Origin of the sequence: Streptomyces sp. NPDC090022 (assembly GCF_044748145.1) — a bacterium.
GTDB lineage: Bacteria > Actinomycetota > Actinomycetes > Streptomycetales > Streptomycetaceae > Streptomyces.
Map to the genome: position 1 here is coordinate 107,269 of NZ_JBIVFN010000022.1, position 12,892 is coordinate 120,160.

At 73.3% G+C, this 12,892-nt stretch carries 12 protein-coding genes; 5 read left to right on the forward strand and 7 right to left on the reverse strand.

The genetic code is table 11. The annotated features are described in order from the left end of the window. Positions 1–8: 8 nt before the first annotated feature. The 4 genes from ACIPXB_RS29355 to ACIPXB_RS29370 are packed head-to-tail and all read right to left on the reverse strand — an operon-like array spanning position 9 to position 4,345. The gene (locus ACIPXB_RS29355) at positions 9–788 is read right to left on the reverse strand and encodes a CDP-alcohol phosphatidyltransferase family protein (protein WP_401454589.1); all 780 of its coding nucleotides are present in this window, start codon (positions 786–788) and stop codon (positions 9–11) included. Continuing rightward, positions 766–1,827, reverse strand: coding sequence for an iron-containing alcohol dehydrogenase family protein (locus ACIPXB_RS29360; RefSeq protein WP_401454591.1), 1,062 nt, complete (start codon positions 1,825–1,827; stop codon positions 766–768). Before ACIPXB_RS29360 ends, ACIPXB_RS29355 begins: the two co-directional genes overlap by 23 nt. Then, positions 1,815–2,567: a sugar phosphate nucleotidyltransferase gene (locus tag ACIPXB_RS29365; protein ID WP_401454592.1), complete on the reverse strand. Its 753-nt coding sequence runs from the start codon at positions 2,565–2,567 to the stop codon at positions 1,815–1,817. Before ACIPXB_RS29365 ends, ACIPXB_RS29360 begins: the two co-directional genes overlap by 13 nt. Beyond that, positions 2,564–4,345: a DUF5941 domain-containing protein gene (locus tag ACIPXB_RS29370; protein WP_401454624.1), complete on the reverse strand. Its 1,782-nt coding sequence runs from the start codon at positions 4,343–4,345 to the stop codon at positions 2,564–2,566. Before ACIPXB_RS29370 ends, ACIPXB_RS29365 begins: the two co-directional genes overlap by 4 nt. A gap of 445 nt (positions 4,346–4,790) precedes the next feature. On the opposite strand from ACIPXB_RS29370, the gene ACIPXB_RS29375 reads away from it, so the two are divergent. Further along, a complete protein-coding gene (locus ACIPXB_RS29375) occupies positions 4,791–5,936 on the forward strand; it encodes a GNAT family N-acetyltransferase (RefSeq protein ID WP_401454593.1) in 1,146 nt (381 codons plus the stop codon). 126 nt (positions 5,937–6,062) lie between these two features. Continuing rightward, entirely contained in the window at positions 6,063–6,662 is a 600-nt protein-coding gene (gene idi, locus ACIPXB_RS29380; protein ID WP_401454594.1) for an isopentenyl-diphosphate Delta-isomerase, read from the forward strand. 111 nt (positions 6,663–6,773) lie between these two features. Here idi and ACIPXB_RS29385 read toward each other — a convergent pair whose 3' ends face one another. After that, positions 6,774–7,295, reverse strand: coding sequence for an ATP-binding protein (locus ACIPXB_RS29385; RefSeq protein ID WP_401454597.1), 522 nt, complete (start codon positions 7,293–7,295; stop codon positions 6,774–6,776). Positions 7,296–7,506: 211 nt separating this feature from the next. Between ACIPXB_RS29385 and ACIPXB_RS29390 the strand changes: the two genes are divergently transcribed. Further along, a complete protein-coding gene (locus ACIPXB_RS29390) occupies positions 7,507–8,247 on the forward strand; it encodes an enoyl-CoA hydratase/isomerase family protein (RefSeq protein ID WP_401454599.1) in 741 nt (246 codons plus the stop codon). 49 nt (positions 8,248–8,296) lie between these two features. On the opposite strand, the gene ACIPXB_RS29395 is transcribed toward ACIPXB_RS29390, so the two are convergent. Together ACIPXB_RS29395 and ACIPXB_RS29400 are read right to left on the reverse strand one after the other, a co-directional pair. Beyond that, the gene (locus ACIPXB_RS29395) at positions 8,297–8,932 is read right to left on the reverse strand and encodes a DJ-1/PfpI family protein (protein WP_401454601.1); all 636 of its coding nucleotides are present in this window, start codon (positions 8,930–8,932) and stop codon (positions 8,297–8,299) included. An 83-nt stretch (positions 8,933–9,015) separates the two neighbouring features. Beyond that, a complete protein-coding gene (locus ACIPXB_RS29400; protein ID WP_401454602.1) occupies positions 9,016–10,059 on the reverse strand; it encodes a GlxA family transcriptional regulator in 1,044 nt (347 codons plus the stop codon). Between the two features lie 102 nt (positions 10,060–10,161). On the opposite strand from ACIPXB_RS29400, the gene ACIPXB_RS29405 reads away from it, so the two are divergent. After that, complete coding sequence (locus ACIPXB_RS29405) at positions 10,162–11,799, forward strand: ABC-F family ATP-binding cassette domain-containing protein (RefSeq protein WP_401454604.1); 1,638 nt, start codon at positions 10,162–10,164, stop codon at positions 11,797–11,799. Between the two features lie 214 nt (positions 11,800–12,013). Further along, a complete protein-coding gene (locus tag ACIPXB_RS29410; protein WP_401454607.1) occupies positions 12,014–12,793 on the forward strand; it encodes a DUF6232 family protein in 780 nt (259 codons plus the stop codon). Positions 12,794–12,892: the final 99 nt, after the last annotated feature.

Below are 12,892 nucleotides of genomic sequence, written 5' to 3' on the forward strand. Positions count from 1 at the left end.
GGGCGCCCTCACTTCAGCCTGCTGGAGGCGAGGATGGACACCAGGTGCAGCACCGTCTGCAGCAGCGCGATGCCGGCCAGTACGGCGACACCGAGCCGGGAGAAGAACAGGTCGCCGCGGATCTGGTCGGCCACCGCCAGCGCCAGGATGAGCAGGGACGCCTCGATGCCCAGGACCAGCCGGTGGAACTTCAGCGCGGCGGCGGCCCGGCGGGCGAGCGCCATGCCGGCGGAGCGCGGCTCGGCCGCCGCGTCCTTGACCACCGGCTTGCCGGCCTGGTGCCGGGCCACGCCGACCAGGTCGGTCTCGGCCTTGATCAGGATCGCGCCGAGCGCCGCGAGGGTGCCCAGGAAGGCCCACAGCCAGTCGACGCGCCCGCCGCCCCACAGGTCCGAGGCGCGCAGGCCGAAGCCGACCAGGACCGCCGCGTCGCACAGGTAGGCGCCGACCCGGTCCAGGTACACCCCGGAGAGCGAGTACTGCTGCTTCCAGCGGGCGACCTCGCCGTCGACGCAGTCGAGCAGCAGGTACAGCTGGACCGCGACCACGCCGAGCACGGCACCCCAGATGCCCGGCACCAGCAGGGCCGGGAGGGCGAGGACGCCGGCGAGGGTCATCACGTAGGTCAGCTGGTTCGGCGTGACCTTCGTGGTGACCAGGACGCGGGTGACGCGCAGGGAGATCTCGCGCATGTAGAGGCGCCCGCCCCAGTGCTCCCCGCTGACCCGGTCCTTCACGCCCGCCGGGTGCACGACGGGCCGGAGTTCAGCTACGGATGGTCTTGACATAGTCGGAGTAAGCGTCCCTGATCTCGGCTGCGGACAGGTTGAGGTGCTCCAGGATGGTGAAGCGTCCCGGACGGGTCTGGGGGGCGTACTCGACGGCTGCGACGAACTCGTCCGCGCTGAACCCGATCTCCTCGGGCACCACGGGCAGGCCGTGGCGGCGCATCACCTCGGCGAAGAGCCCGGACTGCTCCTTGGCCCCCCGCAGGTACATGGCGAAGGCGGCGCCGATGCCGACCTGCTCGCCGTGGAGCGCGGAGCGGCCCGGGTACAGCAGGTCGAAGGCGTGGCTGATCTCGTGGCAGGCGCCGGAGGCCGGGCGGGTGTCCCCGCTGATCGACATGGCGATGCCGGTGAGGACGAGGGCCTCGGCGAGCACGGTGAGGAACTCGTCGTCGCCGCAGCCGCCGGGGTGGCGCAGCACGGACTCGCCGGCCGTACGGGCCATGGCGGCCGCCAGGCCGTCGACGGTCTCGCCGGTGATCTCGTGGGAGAGCTCCCAGTCGGCGATGGCCGAGATGTTGGACACGGCGTCGCCGATGCCGGAGCGGACGAACCGCACGGGTGCGTCGCGGATCACGTCGAGGTCGATGACCATCGCGATCGGCGTCGGGACACCGTAGGAGCCGCGGCCGTTGTCGTTGTCGAGGGTCGCCACCGGCGAGCAGATGCCGTCGTGGGCGAGGTTGGTGGCGACGGCCACCATGGGCAGCCCGACCCGCGCCGCGGCGTACTTCGCCACGTCGATGATCTTGCCGCCGCCCAGGCCCACCACGGCGTCGTAACGCCGTCCCTTTATGTCGTCGGCGAGCTTGACCGCGGAGTCGATGGTGCCGTCGACGACCGGGTACCAGTCGGCGTGCGGCAGTACGGGCTCCAGCTTCGCGCGCAGCGTCTGGCCGGAGCCGCCGCTGATCGCGATCGCCAGCTTCCCGGACGCCGAGATCCGCTGGTCGGCCAGGAGGCCGGCCAGGTCGTCCATGGCGCCGCGGGTGATGTCGACGACGACCGGGGAGGGGATGAGCCTGGTCAGTACTGGCATGCGATCGTCCGGCCCTTGGCGAGGTCGTCGTGGTTGTCGATCTCGACCCACTTGACGTCGCCGATGGGGGCCACGTCGATCACGAAGCCGTCGTCGACGAGCTGCTGGTAGCCGTCCTCGTAGTAGAGGTCGGGGTCGCGCTCGAAGGTGGTCTTGAGCGCCTCGGCGAGGGCCTCGGCGGCCTCCGGCTCGATGAGGGTGACGCCGATGTACTCGCCGGTGGCGTCGGAGGGCTCCATCAGCTTCGTGATCTTCCGCACGCCCTGGGCGCCGTCGACGACGACCTTCATCTCCTCGTCGGCGAGGTGCTTGACCGTGTCGAGGGCGAGGATGATCTTCTGGCCGTTGCCGCGGGCGTCGAGCAGGGTCTTCTCGACGGAGACCGGGTGGACGGTGTCGCCGTTGGCGAGGATCACACCCTGCTTCAGGACCTCACGGGCGCACCACAGGGAGTAGGCGTTGTTCCACTCCTCGGCCTTGTCGTTGTCGATCAGCGTGATCTTGACGCCGTACTTGGCCTCCAGGGCCTCCCGGCGCGCGTGGACGGCTTCCTTGCGGTAGCCGACGACGATCGCGACCTCGGTGAGGCCGACCTCGGCGAAGTTGCCCAGGGTCAGGTCGAGAACCGTCAGGCTCTCCTCGTCCCCTTCGGGGCCGACGGGCACGAGGGCCTTGGGGAGGGTGTCGGTGTAGGGACGCAGGCGGCGTCCGGCACCGGCCGCGAGTACAAGGCCGATCATGCTGGTTCTCCTTCGTCATGTACGGCGGGTGCTCCGGAGGAGACCCAGAAGCGGATGCTCTCCACGAGCACCACGAGTGCCACGTACACGGCCATGGCCGTGAGCGCGACGGGGAACGCGTCCCGGGGAAGGGCTGCGGCGAGGACCACGGCCAGCAGGACCCGGCCCTCGTGGCCGCCGGTCGCCCGCACCAGCCAGCGCGGGGGCGCGCCCGAGCCGCCCCGGATGCGGTAGACCGTGTCGTAGTGATGGTAGGCGACCGCCGCGACCAGTCCGAATGCCGCGGGCAGGGCCCCGGGGACGTCCGCCTTGGCGGCCAGCACGAGGACGGTGACGTACTCGGCGGCGCGGAAGAGCGGCGGGATCAGCCAGTCGAGGGTGCCCTTGAGGGGGGCGTCGACGGCTCCGCCCGCGAAGATGGCGTACGTCAGGGCGGTGGCGATCAGCCAGGGGGTGCCGAAGTCGCGGGTGACCGCCGCGCCGACCATCAGCACGGTGCCCGCGGCGGCCATCAGCAGCGAGCTGTAGCCCGGCCGGTGGCGCGCGGGGCGCGGCGGCCGGGACCAGGCGAGGACGCCGGAGTCGGCCAGGTCGGCCAGCGCCTGGGCGGCCCGGTCGGTGCGGGTCGCCTTGCGGGTCAGGGAGCGCAGCACCCGGCCCGCGGTGGTGTAGAGGGCGCCGAAGGCGCAGCCGATCAGGAGCGCGTAGAAGACGGTCCGAGGGGTGGTGACGGCGGTCAGCACCGCGATCATCGCCCAGCGCTCACCGATCGGGAGGATGATCATCCGGCGGACCCAGACGGTCCAGCCGACGCTGTCGAGCCGGTCGGACAGGGCCGCGGTGGGACTCGTGTTCGCCGTCGCGTCGTGATTGGCCTCGTTGAAGGAGAAGTCGACGACGTGCCGGCAGGTCATGAGGATCATGGCGCCGAGCGCGAGCGCCCAGACGTCGTCGCCGTTTCGGGTGGCGCCGAGCGCAAGGCCCGCGTAGAACGCGTACTCCTTGGCCCGGTCGAAGGTCGCGTCGAGCCAGGCGCCCATCGTGGAGTACTGCAGCGAGTAGCGGGCGAGCTGCCCGTCGGTGCAGTCCAGCACGAAGGAGACGAGCAGCAGCACACCGGCGGCGACGTAGCCCCAGCGCTCGCCCGTGGCGGCGCAGCCGGCCGCGATCAGCGCGGTGATCAGCGAGGCGGTGGTGACCTGGTTCGGGGTCAGGCCGCGGCGCGCGCACCAGCGGGCGATGTAGCGCGAGTACGGGCTGATGAAGAACGTGGTGAAGAAGCCGTCGCGGGACTTCACGGCCGTGCGCAGGCGTACGGCCTCCTCGTCGACGGCGGCGACGGCGGCGGCCGCGTCCGCGCGCTCCGCCTCGGTGGCGGGGACGGCCGCGACCAGGGTGCCGAGCTCGGGGTGGCGCACGGGGGTGCCGGCACCCTCCAGCGCGGCGGCGAGCTGGTCGGCGTACGGGCCGGACGCCTGCCCGGCGGGGGCGGCGGCGGCCTTGTCCAGGGCGCCGCGGGCGGCCGGCTGGACGGTGAGCGCGCCGGTGACGGCGCAGGCCTCGAAGCGCGGGTCGGTCAGGGCCAGGCGCAGGGTGTGCGCGTGGCCGACGAAGGCGCTGTCGACGACGGCGACGCGCTGGTCGGCGGGTACGGCGGCCAGGGCGGCCGCGGCGTCGGCGGGCTCGGGCACGGACCGGACGTCGAAGCCGAGGGAGCGCAGGTCGCCTTCGAGCGGTGATCCGGGAACCGGCGGGCCGGTGAGGATGACGGTCGGCAGACGGACTCACTCCTTGGAACGGGCGCCCCGTGGGGGCGGGCGGCACGTCGGCAGAGGCTATCGGATGAATGGAAGCGGGGGTTCACCACCCGTTCACGGCCCGATAAGCCGACGATTCCGTAGCCTGCGGCCAGGCCGCGATCATCATCGGTGATCGCAGCGATGTTCGACAAACCGCACCGGTGTCAGGGTTGATCGCGCACGTGAGCCGCGTGCGCGTTCCGCGAGCGTGAACCGCGCGCCGCCGGAACAACCCGGAACGAGCCGGAACGAGCCGGAACGAGCCGGAACGAGAACGAAGGAGGTGGGTTGATGACCGTCGTGGTGTTCGCCGCCCCGCGCGGCGAGGACGACCGCCTCACCCCCATCCTCCGGGCACCCGGCCGGGCCTGATCATCCGCTGATCACCCCTGTCGGCCGGGGCCCCCTTTCTCAAGGGTTCACATTGACCGACCACCTCACCCACGCCTTCTTCACCCTGCACGGCGGCCTGCCCCGGCAGGGCCCCGGCTCCGACGGCACCACCCGTCACCTGCTCTCCCTGTGCGGCCCGCTGCCCGAGCGGCCGCGCGTCCTGGACCTCGGCTGCGGCCCGGGCCGCAGCGCCCTGCTGCTCGCGGCCGAGGCGGGCACGGCGGGCGCGGACGTCACCGCCGTCGACCTCCACGAGGGCTTCCTCGACGAGCTGCGCGCGGCCGCCGGGGCCGCCGGCCTCGCCGACCGCGTCCACCCCGCCCGCGCCGACATGGGGAACCTCCCCCACGACGACGGCTCCTTCGACCTGGTCTGGGCGGAGAGCTCCGCCTACGCCATCGGCTTCGACACCGCGCTGCGGCAGTGGAAGCGGCTGCTGGCACCGGGCGGCACGCTCGTGCTCACCGAGTGCGAGTGGACGGCGGAGGAGCCGTCCGCCGCCGCCCGGGCCTTCTGGGACCGGCACTACCCGCTGCGCTCCACCGCCCGCAACATCGCGGCCGCCCAGGCCGCCGGCTACCGGGTGCTGGGCGTGTACCGGCAGCCCGACTCCGACTGGGACGCCTGTTACGGCCCGCTCGGCGAGCGGGCCGACGCCGCCGACCCGGCCGCGCCCGGCATGGCCGAGGCGCTGGCGGCGACCCGTGAGGAGATCGCCGTACGGGCCGTCAACCTGGCGGCCTTCGACACCCCGCTGGAGGCGGACCTCGTCGACGCGTTGCGCGCCGACCCGGCCTGGCTGCCGGGGCTGAGCTATGTCGCCGAGGGCCCGGACGGGGCGGTGGCGGCGCACGCGCTGCTCACCCGGTGCACGGTCGACGGGGTACCGGCGCTCGCGCTGGCCCCGGTGGCCGCCGATCCGGCCCGGCAGCGCTCCGGCGCGGGCAGCTCGGTGGTCCGGGCGCTGCTCGCGGCGGCCCGGGAGCGCGGGGAGTCGCTCGTCGTCGTGCTCGGGCATCCGGAGTACTACCCGCGGTTCGGATTCGTGCCGGCGTCACGGTTCGGGATCCGGGCGCCCTTCGAGGTCCCGGACGAGGCCCTGATGGCCCTGGTCCTGGACGACCGCGCCCCGGTGCCGGCCGGCACCATCGGCTATCCGGCGCCGTTCGGCGTCTGATCGCGCCGTCCGCCCGCCGCCGCGTCTACCACGCGGCGGCGGGCGGACATGCGTGGATCTCCGAAGTGGGGACAAGCCGCTTTTGTACGGCAGACTGAAGGCCGGAGTCCGAATCGAAGGATGGTTATGCCGACCACACCAGCCACCGCCGCGAACAGCGCGGCCCACGGCACCGGCACTCAGGAACCGATCATGCTCGAACTGGTCGACGAGTCCGGCAACACCATCGGCACCGCGGAGAAGCTCGCCGCGCATCAGGCACCCGGGCAGCTGCACCGGGCGTTCTCCGTGTTCCTCTTCGACGAGCGGGGCCGGCTGCTGCTGCAGCGGCGGGCGCTCGGCAAGTACCACTCCCCCGGCGTGTGGTCGAACACCTGCTGCGGGCACCCGTACCCCGGGGAGTCGCCGTTCGCGGCCGCCGCCCGGCGCACGTACGAGGAGCTGGGGCTCTCGCCGTCGCTCCTCGCCGAGGCCGGGACCGTCCGCTACAACCACCCGGACCCCGATTCGGGGCTGGTGGAGCAGGAGTACAACCACCTTTTCGTGGGACTGGCGCAGGGTCCGCTGCGGCCGGACCCGGAGGAGGTCGGGGAGACCGCGTTCGTGACCGCCGGGGAACTGGCGGAGCGGCACGGGCAGGCACCGTTCTCGGCCTGGTTCATGACCGTGCTGGACGCGGCCCGGCCCGCGATCCGCGAGCTGACGGGCGAGGGCGCGGGCTGGTAGGAGGCGCACCGGCGGTCCGCAGGGGCCTCGGCTCGTGTTGATCGGGTCGGGCTGATCCGTACGCGCCGATCCCTACGCGCCGATCCGTTCCCGTTGATCAGTTCGCGCTGATCAGTTCGCGCTGATCGGGAGGGCCGCCCAGATCACCTTGCCGCCGGTGGAGGTGTGCTCGACGTCGCACACCCCGCCGGCCTCGCGGGTGATCTCGCGCACCAGGAGCAGGCCCCGGCCGCCGGTCTGGCCGAAGTCGGCCTCCAGTGCCTTGGGACGGTAGGGGTGGTTGTCCTCGACGGCCACGCGGACCCACTGGCGGCCGATCGCGACCTCCACCGCGACCTCCGGCGAGAGCAGGGCCGCGTGCCGCACCGAGTTGGTGACCAGCTCGGAGACGATCAGCAGCAGTGAGTACACCAGGTCCCGGTTCGCCGCCGCCACGCCCTGGCGGCCCAGGAGGTCGCGGACCGCGCGGCGGGCCTGCGGAACGGATTCTTCTGTCGCGGGAGCGGTGAACCGCCAGGCTCCCTCATAGGTCAGGGGATCGGCCGGGATACCCGGCCCATGCCCCTGAACTGGCGGGACGCTCCCGCTGCCGTCCATCTTCCGGCCCCCGTCTTCACGCTCGATCGTCTCCACGCGTCCAGAGTGGGGACCCGGCTGGTCCGGACCGGACCGCTGACCACAAGTCAGCGTCAATCGGACACATTCTGATCGGACGCGTTCCGACCGGTGGCGTATGACAGCGTCAGTTGTTCGAGGGTCCGATCCCTCCCCGCACCCCAGCCGCTCCCCTGATCACGGGATCCGGCCGACCGGGCCAGCGTCCGGCGTGGATAGCATCCGGCCCATGGACGCGCAGCTCTCGTACACCGTCACGGACGGGGTCGCCACGGTCGTCATCTCCCACCCCGCCAAGCGCAACGCCATGACCGCCGCGATGTGGCGGGAGCTACCGCCGCTGCTGGCCTCCCTGGCGCCCGACCCCGCGGTGCGGGCGCTGGTCCTGACCGGCGCCGGCGACACCTTCTGCGCCGGCGCCGACATCTCCTCCCTGACCGGGGACGACGACCCGCAGGCCCTGTCCGTGGCGGCGGAGGAGGCCCTGGCCGCCTTCCCCAAGCCGACGCTTGCGGCGGTGCGCGGGTACTGCGTGGGCGGCGGCAGCCAGCTGGCGGCCGCCTGCGACCTGCGGTTCGCGGAGGAGGGCGCGTCGTTCGGGGTGACGCCGGCGAAGCTGGGCATCGTCTATCCGGCGTCCTCGACCCGGCGGCTGGCGGCGCTGGTGGGACCGGCGGCCGCGAAGTACCTGCTCTTCTCGGGCGAGCTGATCGACACCGCCCGCGCGCTGCGGGTGGGGCTGGTGGACGAGGTCCTGCCGGCGGGCGCACTGGACCGGCGGGTGGAGGCCTTCACACGGATCCTCACCGCCCGCTCGCTGCTCACGCAGGCGGCCGCGAAGGACTTCCTGTCCGAAGGGCCCGACCGGCAGGCCCACTGGGCGGAGCAGGCGCGCGGCAGCGGCGACACCGCCGAGGGGGTCGCCGCGTTCCTGGAGCGCCGGGCCCCGCGGTTCACGTGGACGGCGTGAGGCGGGCGCCCGCGCGGACCACCGCGGACCGCGCGCGGACCGCCGCGGACTACTGGGCGGCGAACCGGCTCCTGTCCCGCCACTCCTGGACGATGTCGGCCGGCGCCTTCTCGGGCGAGCCGGCGTCGTAGGGCGGCTGGGGGTCGTACTCGGTCAGCAGCTGGACGGACTGCGCGAGCCGGTCCCCGCCGATCCGGCCGAGCAGGGTCAGCCCCATGTCGATGCCGGAGGAGACCCCGGCGGCGGTGACGTACTTGCCGTCCGTGACCACCCGCTCGCCGGTGGGCTCGGCGCCGTACCCGGTGAGCAGCTCCAGGGCCAGCCAGTGGCTGGTGGCACGGCGGCCCCGGAGCAGCCCGGCGGCGCCGAGCAGGAGCGAGCCGGTACAGACGGAGGTGGTCCAGGTGCTGGTGGCGTCGGTGGCGCGCAGCCAGTCGAGGATCACGGGGTTCTCCATCTGCTCGCTCTGCCCGGGCCCGCCGGGTACGACGACGATGTCGGGGGCGGGGACGTCCGTGAGCGCCTTGGTGGCGACGAGGGAGAGCGAGCCGGAGTCGTTGGGGACGGGACCGGGGGTCTCGGCGACGAAGACGGTCTCGGCGCCGGGCAGGCGGCAGAGGGTCTCGTAGGGGCCGACGGCGTCGAGAGCGGTGAAGCGGTCGAAGAGCAGGATGGCGATCTGCACGGATCTTCCCTCCGGGTTCGGTGACGATCGGTTCGGCTGGTGATGGGTGTCGTACGGGGGCCGCGCCCCGGGATCCCCGCCCCTCACGCGTCGGCGGGAGCGGCGGGAGCGGCGGGACCGGCGGGACCGGCGGGAGCGGCGGGACCGGCGGGACCGGCAAGGGGGCGGTGGCCGAAGCGGCGGCGGTATTCGGTCGGGGACTGTCCCAGGGTCCGGACGAAGGCGCGGCGCAGCGCCTCCGGCGTGCCGTAGCCGCAGGCCCGGGAGATCTGGGCCACGCCGTCCCCGCCCGCCTCCAGCAGCCGGCGGGCGTGTTCCACGCGGACGCGTTCGACGTAGCGGCCCGGTGTCACCCCCGTCTCGGCCTGGAAGGCGCGCGCGAAGTGGCGCGGGGAGAGCCGGGCCCGGGCGGCCAGGGACTCCACGGTCAGGTCGGACTCCGGGTGCTCGGTGATCCACTGCTGGACCTCGCGGAGCGGATCGCGCCGCGCCGTCTGCGCCTCCAGCTGCGCGCTGAACTGCGCCTGGTTGCCCGGCCGGTGGAGGAACACCACCAGGTACCGGGCCACCGTGAGCGCGATCTCGCGCCCGTGGTCCTCCTGGACCAGGGCCAGCGCGAGGTCGATGCCCGCCGTGACCCCGGCGCTGGTGGAGACCGGCCCGTCCCGCACGTAGATCGGCTCGGCCTCCACCCGCACCCCCGGGTGGTCCCGGGCCAGCTGGTCGCAGGCCCGCCAGTGGGTGGTGGCGCGCCGCCCGTCGAGCAGGCCCGCCTCGGCGAGCAGCAGCGAGCCGGTGCACACCGAGACCAGGCGCTCCGCACGCCCCCCGTACGTGCGCAGCCAGTCGACGACCCGCGGCGCGGCGTCCGCCCGGTACGAGCCGCCCGGCACGATCAGCGTGGTGCCCGCCCCCGGCGCACAGGCCTCCAGGGCGCCGTCCGGCACCAGCGTGAGCCCGCTGCTGGTGCGCACCGGCGCGCCGCCCGGCGCGGCGGTCCGGATCCGGTACGCCGGCTCCGCGGCGCCGGCCAGCTGACCCGCCCCGTTGAACACCTCGACCGGGCCGGTCACGTCCAGGCTCTGCACGCCGTCGTAGAGGACGACGAGCACGTTGTGCGCTCCCATGACTCCATCCTGTTGCCTGCGGCGGGCGTCAGCAATGACGGCCTTCCCACCTTTCCTGCCATGGCCCGGGGGTGGGGCGCCGGCGGATAGGATCGACGGATCATGACTGCAACCCTCGTCGTCAAGGACCTCGCCGCCGGCCACGGTGAGCGCACGCTCTTCGCCGGTCTCGACCTCGTCGTCGCACCCGGCGACGTCATCGGCCTCGTCGGCGTCAACGGCGCCGGCAAGTCCACCCTGCTGCGCCTGCTGGCCGGGCTGGACACCCCGGAGGACGGTGAGCTGCGGCTGTCCCCGCCCACCGCCGCCGTCGGGCACCTGCCGCAGGAGCCGGAGCGCCGCGAGGGCGAGTCGGTGCGGGACTTCCTGGCCCGGCGCACGGGCGTGGCCGCCGCGCAGGCGGAGCTGGACGCGGCCACCCAGGGCCTGGTCGACGGCACCCCGGGCGCGGACGACGCGTACGCGGGCGCCCTGGACCGCTGGCTGAACCTGGGCGGCGCCGACCTCGACGAGCGGGCCGAGGAGGTCGCCGACGACCTCGGTCTCGCCGTCGGCCTCGACCTTCCGATGACGGCGCTCTCGGGGGGCCAGGCCGCCCGCGCGGGTCTGGCGTCGCTGCTGCTGTCCCGCTACGACGTCTTCCTGCTCGACGAGCCGACCAACGACCTGGACCTCGACGGCCTGGAGCGGCTGGAGGCCTTCGTCAAGGGGCTGCGCGCCGGCACCGTGGTGATCAGCCACGACCGGGAATTCCTCACCCGCACCGTCACCAAGGTCCTCGAACTCGACCTGGCCCAGCAGCAGATCAACCTCTACGGCGGCGGCTACGACGCCTACCTGGAGGAGCGCGCGACCGCCCGCCGGCACGCGCGCGAGGAGTACGAGGAGTACGCCGACAAGCGCTCCGCGCTGGAGGGCCGCGCCCTGATGCAGCGCAACTGGATGGACAAGGGCGTCCGCAACGCCCGCCGCAAGGCGAGTGACAACGACAAGATCGGCCGGAAGCTGCGGGGCGAGTCCAGCGAGAAGCAGGCCGCCAAGGCCCGCCAGACGCAGCGCGCGATCGAACGGCTGGAGGTGGTCGACGAGCCGCGCAAGGAATGGGAACTGCGCATGGAGATCGCGACGGCCCCGCGCTCCGGCTCGGTGGTGGCCACCCTGCGCGAGGCGACCGTCAAGCGCGGGGACTTCACCTTCGGTCCGGCGAGCCTGCAGATCGACTGGGCGGACCGGGTGGCGATCACCGGGGCCAACGGCGCCGGGAAGTCCACCCTGCTGGCGGCCCTGCTGGGCCGCCTGCCGCTGGACTCCGGCGCCGCCACGCTCGGTTCGGGCGTCCTCGTCGGTGAGGTGGACCAGGCGCGCGGGCTGTTCCTGGGCGAGGAGCCGCTGCTGGAGGCGTTCTGCGCGGCGGTTCCGGAGACCGAGCCCGCCGACGTCCGTACGCTGCTGGCCAAGTTCGGCCTGAAGGCGGCGCACGTACTGCGCCCGGCGGCCACCCTCTCCCCCGGCGAGCGCACCCGGGCGGCCCTGGCCCTGCTCCAGGGCCGCGGGGTGAACCTGCTGGTCCTGGACGAGCCCACGAACCACCTGGACCTGCCGGCGATCGAGCAGCTGGAGTCGGCCCTGGAGTCCTACGAGGGCACGCTGCTGCTGGTCACGCACGACCGCCGGATGCTGGACGCGGTCCGCACGACCCGCCGCCTGGTGGTCACCGGCGGCAGGGTCGTCGAGGAGTAACAGCAGCCGGACGGCGCGAAGCCGGTACGCGCGGCGGTACGGCCCGGATTCCGGTGCCGTGCCGCCGCCTTCGCGTGCGCGCCCCCGCGGCACGCGGCACGCGGCCGAACGCTTCGCGCGGAAGGCCACCGTGGCCGGATTCGGGCTTGTGCGACCAGAGTGGCCAGTGCGTAATGAAGCCCACTCACACCGGCGCCATACCTCGGGGGGACGCATGGAAGCGGAAGAGCACGGGCCCGGCACGCCTTCGGCCTCGCCGGAACAGCCACCGCCGCCGGTACCCCCGTCGGCTCCCCCGGCACCGCCCCCGCCGCCCGGCCGGCCGCTGACCGCTCAGACTCCGCCCGGCGGGCCGCCGCCCGCCCACGGCGCGGGGCTGCCGAGCTCCCTGGAGCTGACCATCACCAAGCGGCTGCTGTGGGTGGGTGCGGCCGCCTACCCGCTGCAGAACGTCGTCAGGGTCTACACCTTCGTCCTCCAGCCCCGGCGCGGGGAAGCGGTGCTGCGCTTCCTGCGGCGCGTGGTACCCCTGGTCCTGGCCGCCATCGCGGTGACGCTGTTCACCTTCGTCATCGACGTCCTCACGGACTTCGACACGGCCGCCCCCAGCCGGTCCCCCGAATACCGGGACCCCCTGATGCCCTCCGAGGGCTACGCGGACGAGGTCTCCCTCGTCCCCTTCTTCCTCTTCCTCACCTGGGCCCTCACGCTGGCGGCGGGCATCTGGCTCCTGGTGGAGATGCTCACCGTGGTGACCGCCTCCGCCCACTACGTCCTGGCCGTCGAGTCCAACGGCCAGTCGACAGCGCTGGTCACCGGCGCCCGGCCGCATCTGGACCACCTCGTCCACCGCATCGCCTACGCGATCGAACACCCGGGTACCGAGCTGACGGTGGCCGTCGAACGGCTGAGCATCAGCCGGCCCAGCAACTACTACTTCGGCGACGCCGTGAACATGTACGGCGGCAGCGGGAACGTGGGGATATCGGCATGACCGGCTAGAAGGCTGCTGAAAATCTGCTGTTCTGGCCCCGGCTCGGTGGAGCTGGGGCCAGTCTTGTTGGCATGCAGGGGGAATGGGCCGGGGAGACGG